The organism is Halomicrobium katesii DSM 19301 (assembly GCF_000379085.1).
In the GTDB taxonomy this organism is placed as follows: Archaea; Halobacteriota; Halobacteria; order Halobacteriales; family Haloarculaceae; genus Halomicrobium; species Halomicrobium katesii.
In genome coordinates this window covers 2,902,321-2,924,114 of the sequence record NZ_KB905378.1, presented here as the reverse complement: position 1 = coordinate 2,924,114, position 21,794 = coordinate 2,902,321, and the positions used below count along the sequence as shown (strand labels likewise).

Genomic DNA, 21,794 nt, shown 5'->3' with positions numbered 1-21,794 from the left:
TTGGGCTGTGTCGCGTTCACTCGCGGTTAGTAACGACATCGCATTGCGCTTTCTGTTCCTCTCGATACTAAGATGTTTCAATTCTCGAGGTTCCCCATTGCGCGAAGCAATTGTAAGAGGGATTCCCATTCGGAGATCCATGGTTCTTCGCCTCCGTGCGGCTCCCCATGGCTTTTCGCAGCTTGGCACGTCCGTCATCGGCTTCCGAGCCGAGCTATCCACCAGGCGGCACAGTAGCCAACGTCAAATTTGGTTGTGACTCGATGAAATTGCACGAGTCCAGTGGACGCCTGGATCGCACGTACACGCGGTGTCATCAGTACAGCCGGTGCGACCCGGTCTGTACATCNACCCTTCCTACCCACGCTTGCACGGAGTAGTGCACTGGTCTTCGTACCAGATCCGAGCGCCGTCCCACACTTAAGGGGCTCGGTTCGGAACTGCTACGAGATACGGACCCGCCGGGAGTTGCACCCGGCCTCCCCGAAGGGAGATCCACCTCGGATGGGTCTTGTGAGCCCTGACGGCCCAACACGGTCTTCCGACCAGATTGTTGGTCACGCTCGACCAACGGTAACAGCAGGTGGGCCAGGCGCGTCGGCCTGGTCCCGTTCAGTAGGAGGTGATCCAGCCGCAGATTCCTCTACGGCTACCTTGTTACGACTTAAGCCCCCTTGCGAAGCCCAGATTTGACCATCGCATGATGGCCTCATCCGGACCTCACTCGGGTGCTTTGACGGGCGGTGTGTGCAAGGAGCAGGGACGTATTCACCGCGCGCTTCTGACACGCGATTACTACCGAATCCAGCTTCATGTGGGCGAGTTTCAGCCCACAATCCGAACTACGACCGAGTTTGGGAGATTAGCTCTACCTCTCGGTATCGCGACCCATTGTCTCGACCATTGTAGCCCGCGTGTTGCCCAGTCCATTCGGGGCATACTGACCTACCGTTGCCCGTTCCTTCCTCCGACTTAGCGTCGGCGGTCTCCGTAGTGTACCCGACTACCTCGGGGTATCGCTGGCAACTACGGATGCGGGTCTCGCTCGTTACCTGACTTAACAGGATGCCTCACGGTACGAGCTGACGGCGGCCATGCACCTCCTCTCAGTAACTCGGGTAAGCTCGTCAAGCTGACCGTCGTTATTACTGTCGGGACCGGTGAGATGTCCGGCGTTGAGTCCAATTAAACCGCAGGCTCCTCCGGTTGTGGTGCTCCCCCGCCAATTCCTTTAAGTTTCATCCTTGCGGACGTACTTCCCAGGCGGCTCGTTTATCGTCTTCACTTCGGCTCACCGTGCACTCGTAGTGCACGGCAGACCTAACGAGCATCGTTTACGGCCAGGACTACCCGGGTATCTAATCCGGTTCGAGACCCTGGCTTTCGTCCCTCACTGTCGGGTCCGGCTTCTCAGCGTGCTTTCGCCATTGGTGGTCCGTCCAGGATTACAGGATTTCACTCCTACCCCAGACGTACCCGCTGAGTCTTCCGGCCCCAAGCCGTGCAGTTTCCACCGGAAGCCGACGCGTTGAGCGCGTCGATTTCCCGATAGACTTTCACGACAAGCTACGGACGCTTTAGGCCCAATAACAGCGGCCATCACTCGGACTGCCGGTATTACCGCGGCGGCTGGCACCGGTCTTGCCCAGTCCTTATTCGTCGACCACCTTAGGGTCGAAAAAAGCGAGGGCTATATGCCCTCGCACTCGGAGTCCCCCTATCGCACTGTCGTGCAGTGTAAAGGTTTCGCGCCTGCTGCGCCCCGTAGGGCCCGGTATCTTGTCTCAGATACCGTCTCCGGGTTCTGGCTGTCACCACCCGTACCGATTACTGGCACGGTGGGCCGTTACCCCACCGTCTACCTAATCGGCCGCAGCCACATCCTATAGCGCCGGAACGTTTCTCGCATTCGGCAGTTCAAGCGTGAATGCGATATCCACGATTAGCCTCAGTTTCCCGAGGTTATCATGGTCTATAGGGTAGTTTGGCCACGTGTTACTGAGCTATATGCCACGGGTCTAAGCCCGTGCGACTAGCATGGCTAAATCGGACTCCGATAGCAATGGCCTCCGGCAGGATCAACCGGAATGTGCTGACATAGTCAGCGGCGGAAAGGTATCACTCCGTCGGAAGCAAACGCTGGGGTATCCCTCCCCAGCTACATCGTGTTGGGTCCGTCAGGGCTCACATCAGATCCCATCTTGACGGCGGACCGCAGGGGTGGGATCCTCATACTTCGCGAGAGTGTCGACCACCGCGAGGCGGCGATCAGAGGCACGCTCGCTCGCTAGCTCGTCGACGACCGAAGTCGCCGAGAGCCGGGGTGACGTAGCGGGCAGCAACCCGGCGTCCGTCATCCCTCGTACGGATATAATTGTGAAAGAGGAGACTATAAAAGGCCAACGGTTCGACGGCAGCATGGGTAATGAAACCACAAGACAGCGTCAGGGAGAGAGGGGTTCGGAATTGCCGTTTTTGGGTAGTAGGGAGGCGCTCGGCGGACTCCTCGGAGACGATAGGCGTCACGGCGAGGTGGGCCAGTTCGATCAGACGATGGCCGAGAGTCGAACAGCACTGCGACACCACAGACGGCGAAAACCGCTCGTAGCGTGGTCAGGTCGTACTACGACGAGGAGTTCGTCGTCGTGTCCGGCGTCGGCTCGGGCCAGGCCATGAGCGTCGTCATCGTACTCACGGACAGTTCGCCGTCGGCGTCGATCGTCGCCCGCGTCGAGGACTTGTTGCAGTCGAACGAGGAAGACGGAACCGCTTCGGTCGCAGTCTCGCCGGTTTCGAGCACGTCGAAGGAGACGGAGTAGGTGCCACGCTCGGCGAGCGTGAGGCGGACACGTCCGCCCGGGGCGACGGTGTACACGCCGTCGAACAGGGGACCGGCGTCGCTGTCGACGAGGAGACGAGCCGTCCAGGTCCGATCGGACTCGTTTCGGAGGGAGACGCCGTGCGTCGTCTCTTCCCGGTCGTCGTCGCTCGAATCGGCCCCGAGCGGACGTGAGGCGACGGCGTCGGCCGAGACCTCTTCGGTGACGACGCCGGGGCAGGCCATGCGCGTGGACGTGGACAGTACGTCGAGAGAGCCATCGTCCTGTATCCCGATCGACGTTTTCGTCACGTTACACGTGAAGTGATCGGGACCGAGAGAAATCGTCTCCGTCGCGTCGGCTGCTGGCACGGTCACTGTGAGGGCGTACCTTCCCAGTTCCGTGAGCGCGATTTCGACTGTCGCCGCCGATCGGAGTGTGAACGCCTCCGCCAGAACAGTAGTACCGGACCGTTCGAGAGAGACAGTCACCCGTTTGCGCTCGTCGGTCGAGTTCGTGATCGCGACGCGGTGGGGTCGACGGCGGCCGCGCTCTTTGAGAGTCCCCGTGCCCACAGTGCGTTCGACAGTCTCGCCGGTTTCGACGAGTGCCCCCTCGAATCGATCGCGCCCGGTCGACTGCGTCGTGTCCGTCGAGGGGTCTGTGGCCTGAGAGTCCGCACTCCCGGGGGAGAGACAGCCACCGGCCGCCGTCAGTCCGACACCGATCGTCGTCAGAAACGCTCTGCGTTCCATACCACAGTGTCAGAGTGGGAAAGCCATTGGTCTGTGGAAGATTCAAAGACGGCTTTGAGTCCACGAGTACACCACAGTTCGTCCCTCTACTGTCGTGTCTTGGCTGGTCTACGTGGAGTCGTCGTGGGACCACACAATGCAGGTCCCTGAACAGTTTGCTACTCGGGACGGCGACGCGAGCGGGCGACAGTCACTCGTGGTTCCACCGGTTCGAACGGCGTCGACGAGGTCGGTCGAGCGGCCGATCTGGCAGGGCGATCGCTACGGTCGTCCCGTGCTAGTTCCCGAAGTGAGTGAAAGACACCTGTGCCGAAGCGGTTCGGCATCGGCGAATCGCCGGTCTCCGAGCGCGTCGCCCAGAGGAGGTGCCACAGAGAAGCCGTCAAGTCGCGGGGACCCGTAGCGAGGGTATGCGCGAACTCGTCTTCGCCCTGGAGTACGAACCCGGCTGCAACAGGGTGGCCGACACGCTCGCCGACCACCCCGAGGCCCGGATTCGGTCGCTCTCGTTGCACGCGACCGCGGATCAGCTCTGGCGGGTCGACCACGCCACCGGATCGCCCGAGGCGCTGAGCGCCCTCGAAAATGCCGTTCTGGACGCAGACTACTACGCGGACTGTCTGGCGACCGACCACTGTGGCGCGACCCAGACGACGCAGGTGCTCGATCACGCCGACGACACACTCGTGCTCTACTCGAACTGGGAGCGGACGCCGGACTGTGACTCCGTGCCCCACATCGCGCGCGACCACCTCGGTAACGGCGTCCTCTTCGAGACGCGCCACGAGAGTCGCCACTACACGTGGCGGATCATACACTCGGGAGCGGGTGACGTCACCACCTTCTTCGACGCGCTCGAAACGGCGGTCGGGGACTGCGCTCGGACGGAGATGCTCCGGACGGCAGAGACATCGGCGGAGGGCGAGACGAGCGGATCGGGTTCGCTCTCGGCAGAACAGGAGGCCGCGCTCCGGGCCGCCGTCGAACACGGCTACTACGAATCGCCCCGAGAGGTCGACGTGGGCGAACTCGCCTCTCATCTGGACGTGCCGCGGTCGACACTCACCTACCGGCTGCGACGGGCCGAAGAGCGACTGGCAAAGCAGTACGTGGCCGACGAGCGGTTGCTGGGTGAGCTGGCGAGCGACGACTGATACTGCGGGCTGTCGGCCCGTGACGACGGACGACACCTCCGTGTGACGGCCGTCGAGAAACGTCGACAGCCCGCAGTATGGGATTGCAGGCTGTCGGCCCGTGACGACGGACGGTACGCCGAGAGGAGAGCACCAGAAGCAGACGGTCGACGGCGTGAGTCAGCGAGCGAGCGGGGCCGACGGCGGGGTTGGAATATTCCAATGAGGGCTTATCGAACTGTGGCCCGAACGAGTACGTAATGTCGAGCAAATCGGAGACGGCGGGAGACGGTGGACCGGGTGAGACGACCGTCCGGGTGACCGTCCCCGAGATGGACTGTCCGTCGTGTGCACAGAAAGTCGACAAGAGCCTCCAGCGCGTCGACGGCGTGCGTGAGACGACCCTCCAGCCGACGACCGGAACGGCGATCGTGACCATCGACACGGGCGAGACGAGCGAGGCCGAAGTCCGCGGAGCCATCGAGAGCGCCGGCTACGAGGTCAGCGGAGAGCCGGGCGACTCGTCCGGCGAGGGGATCGAGGTCGCTCCTCCGGCGGAGATCTGGCGGAGTTCTCGGGCCGTCAAGACGTGGATCGGAGCCGCGTTCGTGACGCTCGGACTCCTCTTCGAGTTCGTCCTCGGAGGCCAGAACGTCGCTCTCGGGAGCGTCTTCGAGCTCTCGCTTCATCTCGCCGACGGGCTGTTCCTCGTCGCGATCGTCGTCAGTGGCTCCCCGGTCGTCCACGGGGGCTACTACTCGGCGAAAAACAGGAGCCTCGACATCGACCTCCTGATGGGAACGGCGATCATCGCCGCGACGGGAATCGGCTACTTCGTGGAGGCCGCGACGCTCGCGGTCCTGTTCAGCATCGCAGAGCTCCTCGAAGACTACGCGATGGATCGGGCGCGGGACTCGCTGCGTGAACTGATGGAGCTGTCCCCCGACGAAGCGACCGTCCGTCGGAACGGAGACGAGGAGACCGTGCCCGCCGAGGACGTGGCCGTCGGCGAGACGGTCGTCGTCCGCCCAGGCGAGAAGATTCCACTCGACGGCACGGTCGTCGAGGGCACCAGCGCGGTCGACGAATCGCCGATCACGGGCGAGAGCGTCCCCGTCGACAAGAACGCCGGCGACGAGGTGTACGCCGGCAGCATCAACGCGGAGGGGTACTTCGAGTTCGAGGCCACGTCGTCGGCCTCGGAGTCGACGCTCTCCCAGATCATCGAGATGGTCCAGGGCGCACAGGAAAAGAAGACCGAGAAAGAGCAGTTCGTCGACCGCTTTGCCGGCTACTACACGCCGACGGTCGTCGTGCTGGCGATACTGACGGCCGCGCTCCCGCCGCTGTTCATCGGTGGCGGCGCGACCGTCAGTGTCGCCGGGATCGGCCACACGTTCGTCGGGAGCTGGCAGACCTGGTTCGTCCGCGGGCTGACGCTGCTGGTCATCGCGTGCCCGTGCGCGTTCGTCATCTCGACGCCCGTCTCGGTCGTCTCGGGCATCACGAGCGCCGCCAAGAACGGCGTCCTCATCAAGGGCGGCAACCACCTCGAAGCGATGGGCGGCGTCGACGCCGTCGCGCTGGACAAGACCGGGACGCTCACGAAAGGCGAGCTCGCCGTCACCGACGTGGTTCCCCTCGGCGAGGCGAGCGAGACGGAGCTGCTCCGGTACGCCGCCACCCTCGAACAGCGCAGCGAGCACCCCATCGCCGAGGCGATCCGCGAGCGCGCCCGAGAATCGGCGGTCGGCGAGCTGCCCGTCGTCGAGGCGTTCGAGAGCATCACCGGAAAGGGGCTCCGCGCGGAGAGCGACGGCGAGACGTACTACGCCGGCAAGCCCGCGCTGTTCGAGGAACTGGGCTTCGATCTGTCACACGCCCACGCCCGTCCCGACGGCGGTACCGTCGTCGAGGCGACCGACGATGAGTGTGACCGGGACGACTGTGCCGACCTCGAAGCCGGCACGCTCTCGCAGTTCGAAGCGGAGGGGAAGACGGTCGTCCTCGTCGGCACGGCCACCGAACTGCTCGGCGTCGTCGCCATCGCCGACGAGGTTCGCCCGGCGGCCTCGAAGGCAGTCGATCGACTCCACGAACTCGGCGTCGAACACGTCGTGATGCTCACCGGCGACAACGAGGGGACCGCCCGCGCGATCGCCGACCGCGTCGGGGTCGACGAGTACCGCGCCGAACTGCTGCCCGACGAGAAGGTCGACGCCGTCGAGTCGTTACAGGCCAGCCACGGCGACGTGGCCATGGTCGGTGACGGGATCAACGACGCGCCCGCGCTGGCGACCGCCGACGTCGCGGTTGCGATGGGGGCCGCGGGAACCGATACCGCTCTCGAAACGGCCGACATCGCGCTGATGGGCGACGACATCGGGAAGCTCCCGTATCTGTATACGTTGTCTAACGAAGCAAACAGCGTCATCCGGCAGAACATCTGGGCGAGTCTGGGCGTGAAGGCGGTGCTGGCACTCGGTGTGCCCCTGGGACTGGTCAGCGTCGCGCTGGCGGTCGTGGTCGGCGACATGGGAATGAGCCTCGGGGTCACCGGAAACGCCATGCGACTGTCCCGAGTCACACCGGATCGCTTCTTCGAGGAGTGATACGGATTATTGTAGCGATTTACCGGTGATCGTCGCCACGGAGTAGACGATCACCGGTAAGCAACTACAATAAACGAGGGTGTCATAGAACGGTTCTCATGGTTTCGTTGACTTCCTCAAAACGCTGTACACTTGGTGCACGCCATTTTTAGTGGGTTATAGATATGGGCAAAGAGAAATTCGGCGTTGCTGTTGACGAAGAGATCGTACAAGAAGTGGACGAATTAGTTGCTGAGTGTGACGATCTCGGAGCCAGCCGCTCCGAGATCGTCGAGGCCATCCTCACAGCGTTCGTTCAATCCGAGTCAAATCACGCTGAACGAGTGAGAGAAATCATAATTCGGAAACGAAAAGGGATACTCTAAACATTTCAACGCACCGTGCACCAAGTGCACGGCTTTCTAAGCTAGTAACGCTCTATAATAATCACAATCTCGACCATAGTGTGTGAAGACTTCTATGACACCCTCATAAACCGTATGAGAGAGGGTCGTAGAGCAGTCATTTCGGCTACAAAAATCTCGTTCAGAGAACGTTCAAGTCGCTTTCGGGCGTTCTATCGGATGCAATGAGCGAACACGAACTGCCGCCGCTGCCGTACGACTACGACGCGCTCGAACCACACATCAGCGAACAGGTCCTGACCTGGCACCACGACACCCACCATCAGGGCTACGTCAACGGCTGGAACGCCGCCGAAGAGACGCTCGAAGCGAACCGCGAGGCGGGCGACTTCTCCTCCTCGTCGGGCGCACTCCGGAACGTCACGCACAACGGCTCCGGGCACGTCCTCCACGACCTGTTCTGGCAGTCCATGAGCCCGACCGGCGGCGACGAGCCCTCGGGCGCGCTGGCCGACCGGATCGAGGAAGACTTCGGCTCCTACGAGGCCTGGAAAGGCGAGTTCGAGGCCGCCGCCTCGGCCGCCGGTGGCTGGGCGCTGCTGGTGTACGACTCGTTCAGCAACCAGCTCCGGAACGTCGTCGTCGACAAGCACGACCAGGGCGCGCTCTGGGGGAGCCACCCCGTCCTCGCGCTGGACGTGTGGGAACACTCCTACTACCACGACTACGGGCCGGCCCGCGGCGAGTTCGTCGACAACTTCTTCGAAGTCGTCGACTGGGAAGAGCCCAGCCAGCGCTACGAACAGGTCGTCGAGCAGTTCGAGTAGCGCGCAGTCGAGGCGGCTCGACTGTGTGGCATCACGTCGGCGCTGGGGGGCGCTGACGGTTCGAGCGCCGTCCGACGCCTCACCAGACCGCGGTTTGTTACCACTCTCCCGCCGATTCCTGCACCAGAGATACCAACGATGGGAGACGGTTTACCCCGTGGCGACGGTCACCGGTAAGCACTACAACAATCCGTATCAGTCGCCGCTGGTCGACGACGTGGTACCGTTCGTCTCGAAGGTCACCGTCTCGTTGCCGTCGACGACGACGGTATCGGTGTCGACGCTCTCGATCGACAGCTTCGTGTAGGCGGTGACGACGTTCTCAGTTTCGAGATCGATCCGGACCACGACGGTCGGACTGTCCGACGACGACGCCGTGAGTTCGAGTGTGACCTCGCCCTCGTTGGTCGCTTCGACGACGGTCGCCGCCAGCGCACTGGGATCGTCGAACCGCTGCTGGACGGTGTAGCTGGCCTGTGAGTCGTTCTCGACGAGTCGCTCGACCAGCGTCCGTTCCTCGTCGTCGAGGACGCCGATCGCGTCCGTGACCGTCAGGTCGAGATCGTCGAGCGTCGGCCGTGCGGAGCGCACGTCGACCGACTCGTCGTCGAGCGAGACCGTCCCCGCGACGCTCGGGAGACAGCCGTCGGCGGGACTGGCGCGAACGCCGACGGTGTCGGTCGGCTCCTCGCGGTCGACGCTCTCGTAGTACTGGTTGACTCGGAGTTCGACGTGCTCGTACTCGCCGAGTCCGGCGCTGGTCGAGAACTCGTCCCAGACCAGCGCCGCGAATCGCTGTCGGTCGATCTCGTCGAAGGCCTCGCCGCCGTGTGCCTCGATCAGCGTGACGGTGACGCCGTCGACGCGCACGTCGGTCCGGGTCCGGTTCGGATCGTCGACCCGGAGCGCGCCGCCGCACGTACGGCCGGCCTCGCTGACCGTGAACGTCGTTGCGCTGGCGTTGGTGACCGATACGTCGACGGTCTCCGTGTCGGTGCCGGACGTGGAGACGGTGTCGTTCGTCGGTTCGGGCGACTCGTCCGTCGGGTCGGCCACGCTGCCGTCGGCGACGACGACCGCGCCACTGGCGGCCAGGAGGAGCGCCGAAACGGCCAGCGCGTAGGCTGCGAGCCGATACTCACGTCGCATCTGTACCACTCCGTTGGCGGGGACTGGATCGTGTCATGTGTGTTCGTGTAGCGACCGGGTCAGCGTTGCGGGCGGTCGAGAGTGACTCGTGGAGAGCGTGTGACGGGATCTCGACCGACGGTCGACGGCGACCGCCCACGGGAGCCGGCCCGATCTCGCCACCTGTGGCTTGACAGAAAGGGCTTGTAAGTGTCCGTTGGAAACGGCCGTGAAACAGGTGTGAAACGCGTTTCGTACCCGTTTCAGGCGTTTCAAACCGGTGGAAACCAGCACCTTCTTGGGAGGACGTTCGGTCTCGGAAGACATGAAGACGGTCGTGCGGTCCCGAGTGGTGTTGGTCCTCGCACTCGGCGTCCTCGGCGGCAGTATCGCGCTGTTCGCGACCGTGACCGGCGTCACTGCGGCGGTCACACCACCCGCGGAACACGAGTTCGCGATCGACGGCGCACAGCTCGTCGAAACGAGCGGCGAGAGCGACCGGACGGTGGTCGCCGATCTGCGTACCGTCAAGCGGGTCGAGATCACCGGTCGCGGGAGTCACCTCGTCGTGACGACGACACCGCGCGAACCGGTCGAGCTCCCGCTCGCGACCCGAGAGCGTGCCAAAGAGGTCGTGCGGACGGCGGGGGCGTTCGCCGACGGGTCCGCGCCGGACGGCGCGGTGTACACGATCCGACCGATCCCCGAGTCCGTCCGAAGCGACACCGCCGCAGTGGCGGGAGCGGATCCACAGACGGCGTGGACGCAGCTCGCGCCGGCCAACGACTCCGCGTTCACCCTGCGAGAGCGAGCCGACGGCGTCGTCGTCGAGCGGACCGAACGGCGAGTCAGCGACCGGCGAGCGCTGGTGGTCGTCGATCCGGTCGAACGAGAGACGCGGTACAGCGTCGTCGTGGATCTGGAAAACGAGACGGTCGACGCGTTCGTCCGGCTCAGAGAGGGGTCCGGCGCGTCCCCTCGTGGACGATGAGCGACGAGAGCCGCGACCGCCGAGCGCTCGTCGCCGCCGGGACCTTCGTCGCCGCGACGGCTGTGACGGTCGCGATAGTCGCCCACCTCATCACGCCGCCGTCGATCACGGTCGTAGTCGGTGACGCGAGCGTGCGGACCGGGACGCTGGGTCCGTCGCTTCGCCTCGGGGACGCGATCGCACTCACGATCGCGGCGTTCGCCGCTGGCGCGAGTGCGACCGTCCTCCTCGTCGACGGCGAGCCTGTGTCGCCAGCGGACCGACCGGTCCCAGAGCCGGACGGCCCAGCCGGCGGCGACGGCGAGCAGACAGCGCCGTCGGAACTGCTGGCGGCCCGGCGAAGCGAGTGGGAAGAAGTGGCAGACCGGCTCGCGAGCAACGAGCGGATCGTCTACGAGGCCGTACTCGACGCCGACGGCGTGCTCCCACAGAGCGAGATCGTCGAGCAGACCGACGTGTCGAAAGCGACCGTCAGCCGGGCGCTGGACAACCTCGAAGCGCGGGACCTCATCGAGCGCAAGCGCCGCGGGATGGGTAACGTCGTCGTCCTCTCGTGATCCGCTTTCGACCGCGCTGGCAGCGGGGCCGGGACCGTCGACCAGACGATATGAAAGGTTAATTCGGAGCGCCTGTAACAGGCCCCCGTGAGCGAGTACAGCCCTGTTCCCTCCCCCGATGCGACGACCGTGTTCCCGTATCACGATCTCACCCCGCCAGCGACCGCCGACGTGTACGAGGCCCGTCCCGTCGTCGACGACCACCTCCCGCGAACGCCGCTCGTCCGGAGCGAGTCCCTCTCGGCCGAGTTCGACGCCGACGTGTACCTCAAGCGCGAGGATACCCTGCCGACCGGGGCGTTCAAGGTCCGCGGCGGCGTCACCCTCGCGTCGCGCCTCGACGACGAGTTCCGCGAGTCGGGCCTGATCGCCGCGAGCACCGGCAACCACGGGCAGTCGGTCGCCTACGCCGGCCGTGCGTTCGACGTGCCGGTGACCATCGTGGTGCCCGAGGCAGCCAACGCCGCGAAGGTGGCCGCGATGGAACGGCTCGGTGCCGACGTGCAGTTCCGCGGCGCTGACTTCGACGAGGCCCGAGAGCACGCCGAGTCCCTGGCCGCGCAGGCGGGCTATCGATACGTCCACTCCGCGAACGAGCCGAGCCTCGTCGCCGGGGTCGGGACCGCCGGCCTCGAGATCGTCGAGACGCTGCCGGACCTCGACTATCTGTTTTGCCCGATCGGCGGCGGATCCAGCGCCGCCGGCTACTGTCTGACTGTGGGTGCGCTCACGGACGCCACCGTGATCGGAGCCCAGTCGGAGGCGGCACCGGCGATGCACCGCGCCTGGGCCGACGACACGCTCGAACCCCACGATCGGATGGAGACGTTCGCCGAGGGTGTCGCGACGCGCGTCCCGTTCGCGCTGACGACGACGGTCCTCCGCGAGCGACTCGACGGGTTCCGGCTCGTGAGCGAAGCGGCCCTCCGGCGAGGCGTTCGCGATCTGTTCGTAGACGAGAGGGTGCCCATCGAAGGTGCCTGTGCGACGAGCCTGGCGGCGATGAGACAGCGCGCGGACGAACTGGCGGGATCGACGATCGTGTTCCCGATCTCGGGCCGGAACATCGAGCCCGAAAAGCTGACCGACATCCTCGACGGCGCGCCCTGATCGGCCGGGCTCGCGGGGACACTCCCCAATACCTATTTCAGAGGAGCCAGAGAAGGCAGACAACGAATGGGAGGGACACAGCCAGGAGCGGCGCTGGCCGCGAGCGTCGGCATCGAGATCGAGGGCGGCCACTGCGAGCAGTTGCTCTCCCGAGGGCAGTCGCTGCCGGCGTCGGCGACAGAGACCTTCACGACGGCCGAAGACAACCAGCAGACGGTCCAGATCCGTCTGTTCCAGGGCGATCAGGAACGTGTCGATGGAAACGAGCGGCTCGGAGAGTGTACGGTCTCCGGCCTCGTACCTGCCCCCGCGGGCGTGCCGGACGTAGCAGTCACGTTCACCGTCGACAGAGCGGGAGTCCTGCAGGTCTCGGTCCAGAACGGCACCGGCGACGCGACACTCCAGATCGAGGGACAGCGTGAGTTCGACGGCGTCGCGGTCGAGACGGCAGAGCCGACCACCGGACGGTCGACCGGGGGCGCGATACTCGGTATCGACTTCGGGACGACCAACAGCGTCTGTGCCGTCCCGGGCGACGGCGAGCCAGAAATCCTCCGCAACAGCGAGGGAGATCGCGCCACGCCGTCCGCGCTGTCCGTCGACGACGAGGAGAACCAACTGCTCGGCAAAGCAGCGCGAGATCGGGCGGTCGCGCACCCAGAGCAGACGATCACGTCGATCAAGCGTGCCCTCTTCGACGGTGACGACGCGGTCGAGCGTGACGGCACGGCGTACGAACCCGTGGAGCTCGCGGCCGCGTTCTTCGAGAAGTTGCGGTCGGACGCCGAGAGCGCCCTCGGACGACCAGTCGAGAGGGCCGTCGTCACCGTGCCCGCGACCGCGTCGATCCGCCAGCGGAGCCGAATCAGGCGGGCGGGCGAGATCGCCGAATTGGAGATCGAGCGGACGATCGACGACGCCGCCAGCGCGGCGATGGGCTACGGCCACGGCGACGACGCCGAGCGGACTCTGCTGGTCTGTGATCTCGGCGGTGGTTGCCTGAGCGTCTCGCTGGTAGACATAGAAAACAGCGTCTACGAGATCGTGGCCAGCGGTGGCGACAGCGACCTGGGCGGCGAGGACTGGGACCAAGCGATCGTCGACTACCTCGCCGACCAGTTCGAAGCGGAGCATGGAATCGATCTGCGCGAGGACCGCCAGGCGCACAGACGGCTGGCCGACGCCGCGGCAGACGCGAAGGTCGAACTCACCTCGCGGAGCCGAACGCGGATCGAACTTCCCTACGTCGCGACGACAGACGGCGGCCCCCTCGACCTGGCCGCGACACTCAGTCGCGAACGCTTCGAGTCGCTGACCGAGCCCCTCGTCGAGCGCGTCGTCGAGTCGGCTGGAACGGTGCTGTCGAGGAGTCGCCACGGGACGGACGACATCGACGAGGTCGTCCTCGTCGGGGGCGCGAGCCAAATTCCACAGGTCCGAGACGGCATCGAGACCCTGGTGGGACAGCGGACCGCAAAGCGCGTCAACGAGGCCGAAGCCACGGCTCTCGGTGCGGGCGTGCAAGCGGGCATCTTGGTCGGCGAGGTCGACGACGTGGTGCTGCTGGACGTGACCGCGCGATCGCTCGGCGTCGCTGTCGAGGACGGTCGCTTCGAGCGCGTCGTCGAGCAAACCACCACGATCCCCACGGTGGAATCCGCGAGATTCACCACGACGACAGACCGACAGACACAGGTACCGATACGACTGTACCAGGGCGAGCACGAATCCGCCGCGGAAAACGAGCTCCTCGCCAAGTTCACGGTGACAGGCGTGCCACCCGCACCGGCGGGGACCCCGACCATCGAGCTCAGAGTCAGCATCGACGAGAACCGGCGGATCAACGTCGAAGCGGAACACGACGACGGCAGTGAATCGGTCACAATCGAGCCCGGCCACGGCGAACTGCCGACACAGAGACCGGAAGGACGGCGGGGCACACGGGATCTGCCCGCGCCCCAGTTCGCCAATAGCCGGGACGAAAACGAAGCGGCGGCCGATGAAAGCCAGGAGCCAGGTACCCGACTGGACCAGGAGACGCTGATCGACGAGGCCCTCGACGTACGCAACCAGCTCCACCGGGGCGTCCTCTACTGTCGCCGGTCGATCGACAACGACGTAGCGGATCTCCGCGACAACCTCGAAAAGACGACCCGGAACGTCGAGTCGATCGTCGGGACGAACACGGAAAGTGCGGACAAACGCGACGAGGACGGCGAAGAGGTGGGCGACCGGCTCGTCGGCGAGCTGGCGGCCGTCGAGGACTCGCTGCGGGCACTGCTCGACGAGGACACGTCGACGGGGCTGGCCGACGACGACCTCGAAGCGCTGGTCGGCCGGATCGACCGCGGGCTCGAAGCGGCGGGACTCGTGCTCGTCGATCCCGACGGCGGGGCCGAGACGGACCCGTACCGCCACCGGGTGGTCTCCTCGACAGAGAGCTCCGTCCCCGAGGGGCGAATCGTCTCCGTCCAGCAGATCGGATACGAGCGCGACGGTGGGGTGCGCCGGGAGGCGACGGTGGTCGTCAGCGCCGGTTCTCCAGCGGAACGTGTCACAGCGGCCACGGGGCAGCCCGATCCCGGCCGGTCGAGCGACACACTCGATCGAGCGGTCAGAGACGCGCGTGCCCCGGCCGTCGAGCAGTTCCCGAGCCCACCGCGACGGTCGGTGAGCTACGAGGACTTCGAGATCAGCGCGACGCTGGGCACCGGCGGCCAGGCGGTCGTGTACGAGACGACCCACCCGGCGATCGAGTCGCCGGCCCGGATCGCACTAAAAGAACCGGCTCGCGGCGAGCGGACCCTGACACACGACGCGATCAGTTCGTTTCTACAGCGGGCACAGACGTGGCGGACCGTCGACGACCGCGAGCGAGAGAGCCGCCGGTGGCGCTCCCACGAGTACATCGTCGGCGTCGTCGACGTCGGGGACACCCGTCCGTGGATCGCAATGGAGTACATGGACGGCGGCGACCTCGCCGAGCGACTCGACGGCACCGAGGGGCTGCCAGTCGAGGAGGCCGTGTGGATCGCGCAGTGTCTCTGCCGCGCGCTCGAAGTCGCACACGAGTACGGGATCGCCCACCTGGACGTCAAGCCGGGGAACGTCCTCTTCACCGAAACGACACCGTCACGCTGGGACCTGCCGAAGCTCGCCGACTGGGGCCTCGCGAGAAAGCTACTGGACCGAACCGACTCGATGGAAGGCTTCTCACGGCACTTCGCCGCGCCCGAACAGTTCGACGCCGAGACCTTCGGCGAACCGGACGCCGTCACGGATATCTACCAGGTCGGCGCTGTGCTGTACGCGATGCTACGCGGCGAGCCCCCCGTGAGCGGCGGCCGCCTCGCCGTCCGCAAGCGAATCGTCCGCGACGACGGGCCACCGCCAGCCCCGAGTGCCGATCGTGACGACGTGCCACCCGAACTCGACGAGATCGTACGCACGGCGCTGGCGACCGCAAAGCGGGACCGGTACGAATCGATCCGGTATCTGCGAGACGATCTGGAAGCCCTGTGGCAGTCGCCGGACGATTCCGTCTAGCTTCGGTCCCACAAGGGTCCGTCTGAAACCCCTCGTGCGTCGACGGCGAGAACTCGCCAGGATAGCTTCAATCCCACAAGGGTCCGTCTGAAACTACTCCCTCTACCAGGGACCGGACAGCAGCGCGAAGCTTCAATCCCACAAGGGTCCGTCTGAAACGGTGTCGTCAGACATCAGATTCGCCTCCGGACATCGCTTCAATCCCACAAGGGTCCGTCTGAAACGTCCAGCAGCGGCGTCGGGACGCGATTGTACTCCGCGCTTCAATCCCACAAGGGTCCGTCTGAAACGCAACTCACAGGCCGCAAACACTAATCGGCAAGCCGCTTCAATCCCACAAGGGTCCGTCTGAAACCATCGCGAACTGCCGATCGACGCGGCCGTCGTCGGTGCTTCAATCCCACAAGGGTCCGTCTGAAACTCGTTCCACGTTTCGTCGTCTCCGGTTCGAGTGTTGCTTCAATCCCACAAGGGTCCGTCTGAAACGCCCGCAAGGGGGAGCGAGTAGCATGAGCGACCCCCGCTTCAATCCCACAAGGGTCCGTCTGAAACCCGTACTTTTCGACTGTCGAATCAAGGGTTTGAGTGCTTCAATCCCACAAGGGTCCGTCTGAAACCTTCGCTGATAACTGTCGTCGTCGCCCTCAAGCGCTTCAATCCCACAAGGGTCCGTCTGAAACGAGATTCTTGACGGGACATGGGAGTATCAAGGCACAGCTTCAATCCCACAAGGGTCCGTCTGAAACACAACACCACCGCGAACGTCGACCTGGTCGTCCCGGCTTCAATCCCACAAGGGTCCGTCTGAAACCATCGCCACCTACGGCTACCTGTTGCTGGGTGCGTGCTTCAATCCCACAAGGGTCCGTCTGAAACCCGATCACTGCCGGTGCATCGCTCTCAAGTTCGGCACTGCTTCAATCCCACAAGGGTCCGTCTGAAACGACAATCCGTTTGATAGTGGAACCATCCCAATCGAGGCTTCAATCCCACAAGGGTCCGTCTGAAACATGACCCGGACAATGATCGCAAGTGCTGCGATCAGGCTTCAATCCCACAAGGGTCCGTCTGAAACCGTTGACGACGATCGCGCCGGTCGGGATGGTGGTAGCTTCAATCCCACAAGGGTCCGTCTGAAACGCTCAGATGGCGTATGGAACTACGCAGAGTGGCACGCTTCAATCCCACAAGGGTCCGTCTGAAACGCAGATGTCTCGGCGGATCTGTACCAGGCGTTTCTCGCTTCAATCCCACAAGGGTCCGTCTGAAACGTAGCCCGATTCGTTCGTCGTGGTCGTGATCGTCTGGCTTCAATCCCACAAGGGTCCGTCTGAAACTCAATCTTCTCCTCGGTGGAGCCGGTGAGGTTCGGCTTCAATCCCACAAGGGTCCGTCTGAAACAAACTCCCGGGTTCTATCAGCAGTCCTTTGGTAATTGCTTCAATCCCACAAGGGTCCGTCTGAAACTGGTGGCACCTGCTGATCTTCGTCTGGTCGGGTGAGCTTCAATCCCACAAGGGTCCGTCTGAAACTCGACGACCTGGACGAGCTTCGGGACTCCCTCGCGGCTTCAATCCCACAAGGGTCCGTCTGAAACCGAGCGCAGGGCTATCTCGACATCGCCGCGAAGCTTCAATCCCACAAGGGTCCGTCTGAAACGCGGGCGGGACTACGCAGGCTGTTCAATGAGATCGAGGCTTCAATCCCACAAGGGTCCGTCTGAAACCTTCCACCAACTGCGTTCGGTCTTGTAATGGGTCTCGCTTCAATCCCACAAGGGTCCGTCTGAAACTCATTTGCCGCATTCTGACACTTCCCGGCGGCGAGGGGGCTTCAATCCCACAAGGGTCCGTCTGAAACTCGATCGGGCAAGTGTAGTTGCTCATGTGTAGTCGAGCTTCAATCCCACAAGGGTCCGTCTGAAACCGTCGTTGTCAGTCATGTTCGTATCAGTTCCGTCGCCGGCTTCAATCCCACAAGGGTCCGTCTGAAACGCGGTCAACCAGTGCGTTTCTCGACTCCCACGTTGGGCTTCAATCCCACAAGGGTCCGTCTGAAACATGGGACTGGGGGCTTGCACAACATGACGGACGGTGAGCTTCAATCCCACAAGGGTCCGTCTGAAACTCGGTTCACCCGCACTGTTCGTCCCGGTTCTAACAAGCTTCAATCCCACAAGGGTCCGTCTGAAACGTGTTCTGACGGCTCTGAGTGCCAAAACTATCCGGTAGCTTCAATCCCACAAGGGTCCGTCTGAAACGCCGCAGAGGATAGTAGCCTCTCAAGCGGACGACTGGCTTCAATCCCACAAGGGTCCGTCTGAAACACGCTCCGGCCAGCCCGGAGCCGACGCCCATCCTGCTTCAATCCCACAAGGGTCCGTCTGAAACTACTGTCAGACGAAAAACTACTGTTGCTCTCGCGGTCGCTTCAATCCCACAAGGGTCCGTCTGAAACTAGACATGGGGACAACACCCCGAGTAACATCGCTGAGCTTCAATCCCACAAGGGTCCGTCTGAAACGTGACGAGTTCGATCGAGGTGACGAGACCAGTGCGCGGCTTCAATCCCACAAGGGTCCGTCTGAAACCCGTCGACGGCGACGCCGCTCGATCCGAGTCGAGCTTCAATCCCACAAGGGTCCGTCTGAAACTCGCCGTGTTCCACGGCTTCTGCGTTCGCCAGTTCGTGCTTCAATCCCACAAGGGTCCGTCTGAAACTCGGAATCTCAACTATGACACCACTTACAAGAGCGTGCTTCAATCCCACAAGGGTCCGTCTGAAACCATGGCCGATTTGACCACGTATACACCGCTACTTGCTGTTTGCACTTCATCGTTTCCGTCGACCCTCGATACCCCTCGAACCCCCCGGGGGTCGATGGAAACACGTACTTCCTCGGTCGGTAGGCAGGCGAGACACCGTCGACGTGGCGAGAAGCCGGCGACAGAGGGGTCTGTTCGACCGCCTTAACCAACAGAACGACGGTAGTGGGGTCTGTGTTGGTTACAGACTGATCGAAGTGAGCGACGATCCGCCGACGCCGCCGGGAGACCTGCCCGATGATCTCGGCGACGCACTCGAACAGTGTTCGCCGGCCCGTCTCCGCCAGATCGCGGACTACGCCGAGGCCCTCGCAGCGTTTCGCGAACGGAGTGATCGTCCGGATGGGGCCGACGACGGCGACGGCGCGGACGGCGACAGAGCCCGCGAACGAGAGGAAGGACCCGACGATCCTCCCGACAGCGTCCCGGCGAAGGCGACGATCACGGTCAAGGAGATCGACGGCAACCGATACTACTACTGGCAGTGATGCGACGGCGAGCAGATTCGTTCGCAGTACGAAAGTCCCGTTGATCCGGCGTAGTCGTCGCCCGAAGCGACAGTGGCTGGGGCGAGTGCAACACACCCCGTGTGCGAAGTGATTCTCGGGTCGTGTCCGGAACACCACCCCCCGTGTGCGAGATGAATCGCGCCGGGAGCGGGACCGACACCGTGTGCGAAGTGAAGCGGTGTACCGTGCTGGGTTCGCGCCGGAGCCGTGTCGCCGCCGCCAGTGAGTGGTACACACCCACCCCGTGTGCGAAGTGACTTGGGCACACTCCGTCTGCGAAATGATCGATCGCGAGGTCGGCACCACACCGTCTGCGAGATGATCACCCCATGTGCGAGATGAAACAGTCAGCGTGAGCGAGAGACAGCGATCGGCGTGTACGAGCTGGATCGGAGGATCCCAGAACCCGCGCGGCCTCACCCCTCGAAGAAGTCCTCGATCTGAGCGTTGACGACGGACTGGATCAGTGACTCGTCCTGCTCGACCTCTTCGAGTCGGATGTCCGAGCGCAGCGTTTCGGCGACGACCTCTGGATCGTCGACGAACGTGTACTCTTTGTGGACGCCGCTGCCGTAGCCACGGCCCCGTTTCTCCGAGGTGACGAAGTTGTAGGTCTCGGCCTCGCCCATGTACCGGAGGTAGGAGTCCCGAGACTTCTCGTCCGTGTCCAGAAGCTCCGTGAGATACTGATAGACGCGGTAGGCGACCGTACTCGGGACGGCGTTGAGGTTGCGATTCGAGTAGACCGGGACGACCGCGGTCGCGTACAGCGAGAGCTTCTTCTGGGAGGAGAGGCCCTGCATCTGGGTCAGCGTCCGGTCGCGTTCGGCCTCTTCCTGTGCGTCGCGAACGTGCTGTTCGTGGACCGTGTCGTCGCCGGCACGATCCGCAATCTCGCCTGCCGTCCGGAACAGGTCGATCGCTTTCCGCGCATCGCCGTGATCCTGTGCCGCGAAGGCAGCACTGAGCGGGATGATCCCGTCTTCGAGGACCCCCTCCTGGAACGCGTCGCGTCGGCGTTCCAGGATCGCCTGCAGTTGGTTGGCGTCGTAGTCCGAAAACACCACGTCCTGAGGGTTGAACGAGCTCTCGGCACGACCGTCGAGTTCCTCCATGAAGCGCGGATCGTTCGTGAGGGCGGCGACCGAGACGTGCTGGTCGATCCGGCCCAGCTGAGAGGCCCGGGACAGCTGATACAGGAGTTTCGAGTACGCCGGTTCGTCGTTTGGATCCCGCTGGCGACCGACGAGCAGGTCGACCTCGTCGAGGATGATGATGACCGACTCGAAGTGTTCACTCAGAATATCGTAGAAACGGTTGAGCTTCTGGCTCGTGGAGACCCCGATTTGTGGAACGCCGACCTCGACGCCTGCTTTCGCCGCGGCGTTTTCTACGAGCTGGTAGACGGCTCGATCGTGTGATTTGAGCGTCTGGCAGTTGATTTCGACGACGCCGAAGTCGATGTCCTGGCTGTTTGCCAGTTCGAGTACCTGCTGGCAGACGGCGTTGATGATCAGAGACTTGCCGGTCCCGGACGGGCCGTAGAGCAGCATATTCGGCGGGCGGTTGCCCTGCAGCGCCGGCCGGAGATACGTGATGATGTCTTCGAGCTGTTCGTCGCGACCGACGATGCGGTCCTCGTCGATAACGGCATCCGGATCGAGGAGACCCTTGTCCCTGAAAACGGAGTCCTGCACGCCCTCCTGAAGTCGTCCCTTGATAGACTGGGACAGTGACTGCTGGTCGTCGCCGTCACCCATGATACCGTGATATAATCCACATCGCAGATAAAGATTTGGAACCGCCTGCAAGATTAAATGTAGAGAATATACCGCATAGAGTCGATAATATCTGCGAAGAGATGGAGATGGGACGTACCGTGGGCAAAGTCAAATACCGACGTGTGCAGAGACGAACGCATGCAGAGACGGACGAGTGTAGAGAAGGGGGTGTGTAGAGAAGGAGGTGTGTAGAGAAGGAGGTGTGCAGAGAAGGAGATGTGCAGAGAAGGAGATGAGAGGACACGGACCCCGTGTGCGAGATGAAACGAGAATCCGGAAACCACGACGACTGTGAAGATCGAGGGAACACCGTTTCAGCGGGTTCGGATTGCGTCCCGATTCGGACGACGTGCGGACCCACACACCCCGTGTGCGAAATGAAATGCAGACGAACGGAAAGGTACTGGTAGAGAGTCGAGTTCCGACGGCGGTCGGGATCCGTCGCCCCCACACCCCGTGTGCGAAGTGAATCGCCGTGGAGAACAGGCCGATGAAGTCGTTCCGGAGTACGAGCGCCGTGGAGTAAGACGGATTATCGGAACGCTTTACCGGATCAATCCCACGCTATCGTAGAATCGACCCAAGAAATGGGCAAAGAGGGGGGAAGTTGACCCCCACACCCCGTGTGCGAGATGAAATCGGCAAAGAGAGAGTGCCCCTCTAGCCCGAGTCAGTGACGGATATCGTCGCCAGCAGTCGAGAAGCCGCGTTAGAGGCCTAGAGAGGCGCATTTAGAGGTGGTTGATGATCGATAGATTACAGCAGTCATTTTAGATAATCGATATATGCTATAGATATTTTCACCTGAGCTATCTAGACTATCTAGTATATTTTTACTCTTATTCCTGACCCCTCTT

At 63.4% G+C, this 21,794-nt stretch carries 11 protein-coding genes, 1 rRNA gene, 1 pseudogene, 1 CRISPR repeat array and 1 other annotated feature (1 of these 15 running past the window's edge); of the genes and pseudogenes, 9 read left to right on the top strand and 4 right to left on the bottom strand.

Annotation, left to right across the window (positions count from 1 at the left end; genetic code table 11):
• Positions 1-238, bottom strand: a sequence feature (23S ribosomal RNA rRNA prediction is too short) (it extends 295 nt beyond the left edge of the window).
• Positions 239-617: 379 nt separating this feature from the next.
• Together HALKA_RS0115260 and HALKA_RS0115250 are read right to left on the bottom strand one after the other, a co-directional pair.
• Positions 618-2,089, bottom strand: a 16S ribosomal RNA gene (locus HALKA_RS0115260).
• Between the two features lie 534 nt (positions 2,090-2,623).
• The gene (locus HALKA_RS0115250; protein ID WP_018258812.1) at positions 2,624-3,574 is read right to left on the bottom strand and encodes a hypothetical protein; all 951 of its coding nucleotides are present in this window, start codon (positions 3,572-3,574) and stop codon (positions 2,624-2,626) included.
• A 410-nt stretch (positions 3,575-3,984) separates the two neighbouring features.
• Here HALKA_RS0115250 and HALKA_RS0115245 point away from each other — a divergent pair, with 410 nt between their 5' ends.
• The 4 genes from HALKA_RS0115245 (at position 3,985) to sod (ending at position 8,490) form a co-directional block, all read left to right on the top strand.
• The gene (locus HALKA_RS0115245; protein WP_018258811.1) at positions 3,985-4,728 is read left to right on the top strand and encodes a helix-turn-helix domain-containing protein; all 744 of its coding nucleotides are present in this window, start codon (positions 3,985-3,987) and stop codon (positions 4,726-4,728) included.
• A gap of 239 nt (positions 4,729-4,967) precedes the next feature.
• The gene (locus HALKA_RS0115240) at positions 4,968-7,319 is read left to right on the top strand and encodes a heavy metal translocating P-type ATPase (RefSeq protein ID WP_018258810.1); all 2,352 of its coding nucleotides are present in this window, start codon (positions 4,968-4,970) and stop codon (positions 7,317-7,319) included.
• Between the two features lie 164 nt (positions 7,320-7,483).
• Positions 7,484-7,684 carry a ribbon-helix-helix domain-containing protein gene (locus HALKA_RS0115235; protein ID WP_018256768.1) on the top strand — a complete coding sequence of 67 codons (201 nt, stop codon included), beginning with the start codon at positions 7,484-7,486 and terminating at the stop codon, positions 7,682-7,684.
• 203 nt (positions 7,685-7,887) lie between these two features.
• Positions 7,888-8,490 carry a superoxide dismutase [Mn] gene (sod, locus tag HALKA_RS0115230; RefSeq protein WP_012807413.1) on the top strand — a complete coding sequence of 201 codons (603 nt, stop codon included), beginning with the start codon at positions 7,888-7,890 and terminating at the stop codon, positions 8,488-8,490.
• A 195-nt stretch (positions 8,491-8,685) separates the two neighbouring features.
• Here the strand turns inward: sod and HALKA_RS0115225 are convergent, their stop codons facing one another.
• Entirely contained in the window at positions 8,686-9,639 is a 954-nt protein-coding gene (locus tag HALKA_RS0115225) for a hypothetical protein (RefSeq protein WP_018258809.1), read from the bottom strand.
• A 304-nt stretch (positions 9,640-9,943) separates the two neighbouring features.
• On the opposite strand from HALKA_RS0115225, the gene HALKA_RS0115220 reads away from it, so the two are divergent.
• From HALKA_RS0115220 to HALKA_RS19665, 5 genes and pseudogenes are all read left to right on the top strand, one after another.
• Positions 9,944-10,609, top strand: a complete 666-nt coding sequence (locus HALKA_RS0115220) for a hypothetical protein (RefSeq protein WP_018258808.1) — start codon at positions 9,944-9,946, stop codon at positions 10,607-10,609.
• The gene (locus tag HALKA_RS0115215; protein WP_018258807.1) at positions 10,606-11,166 is read left to right on the top strand and encodes a helix-turn-helix transcriptional regulator; all 561 of its coding nucleotides are present in this window, start codon (positions 10,606-10,608) and stop codon (positions 11,164-11,166) included. The genes HALKA_RS0115220 and HALKA_RS0115215 overlap by 4 nt, the downstream gene beginning before the upstream one ends.
• An 87-nt stretch (positions 11,167-11,253) precedes the next feature.
• Positions 11,254-12,276 (top strand): threonine ammonia-lyase, encoded by a 1,023-nt coding sequence (locus HALKA_RS0115210; RefSeq protein ID WP_018258806.1) that lies wholly within the window; start codon positions 11,254-11,256, stop codon positions 12,274-12,276.
• 66 nt (positions 12,277-12,342) lie between these two features.
• Positions 12,343-15,696, top strand: a pseudogene (gene grpE, locus HALKA_RS19985) (nucleotide exchange factor GrpE); the annotation flags it as partial.
• A gap of 125 nt (positions 15,697-15,821) precedes the next feature.
• Positions 15,822-18,608: direct repeats of the CRISPR family, unit length 30 nt; unit sequence GCTTCAATCCCACAAGGGTCCGTCTGAAAC.
• A gap of 236 nt (positions 18,609-18,844) precedes the next feature.
• Positions 18,845-19,135, top strand: coding sequence for a hypothetical protein (locus tag HALKA_RS19665; protein ID WP_018258805.1), 291 nt, complete (start codon positions 18,845-18,847; stop codon positions 19,133-19,135).
• A 437-nt stretch (positions 19,136-19,572) separates the two neighbouring features.
• Here the strand turns inward: HALKA_RS19665 and HALKA_RS0115195 are convergent, their stop codons facing one another.
• Positions 19,573-20,916, bottom strand: coding sequence for an orc1/cdc6 family replication initiation protein (locus HALKA_RS0115195; RefSeq protein WP_018258804.1), 1,344 nt, complete (start codon positions 20,914-20,916; stop codon positions 19,573-19,575).
• Positions 20,917-21,794: the final 878 nt, after the last annotated feature.

Excerpts from the sequence above, each read along its gene's own strand:
- HALKA_RS0115240 (WP_018258810.1), top strand. The coding sequence starts at position 4,968 with ATGTCGAGCAAATCGGAGACGGCGGGAGACGGTGGACCGGGTGAGACG.
- HALKA_RS0115195 (WP_018258804.1), bottom strand. The coding sequence starts at position 20,916 with ATGGGTGACGGCGACGACCAGCAGTCACTGTCCCAGTCTATCAAGGGA.
- HALKA_RS0115235 (WP_018256768.1), top strand. The coding sequence starts at position 7,484 with ATGGGCAAAGAGAAATTCGGCGTTGCTGTTGACGAAGAGATCGTACAA.
- HALKA_RS0115250 (WP_018258812.1), bottom strand. The coding sequence starts at position 3,574 with ATGGAACGCAGAGCGTTTCTGACGACGATCGGTGTCGGACTGACGGCG.
- sod (WP_012807413.1), top strand. The coding sequence starts at position 7,888 with ATGAGCGAACACGAACTGCCGCCGCTGCCGTACGACTACGACGCGCTC.
- HALKA_RS0115225 (WP_018258809.1), bottom strand. The coding sequence starts at position 9,639 with ATGCGACGTGAGTATCGGCTCGCAGCCTACGCGCTGGCCGTTTCGGCG.
- HALKA_RS0115245 (WP_018258811.1), top strand. The coding sequence starts at position 3,985 with ATGCGCGAACTCGTCTTCGCCCTGGAGTACGAACCCGGCTGCAACAGG.
- HALKA_RS0115220 (WP_018258808.1), top strand. The coding sequence starts at position 9,944 with ATGAAGACGGTCGTGCGGTCCCGAGTGGTGTTGGTCCTCGCACTCGGC.
- HALKA_RS0115215 (WP_018258807.1), top strand. The coding sequence starts at position 10,606 with ATGAGCGACGAGAGCCGCGACCGCCGAGCGCTCGTCGCCGCCGGGACC.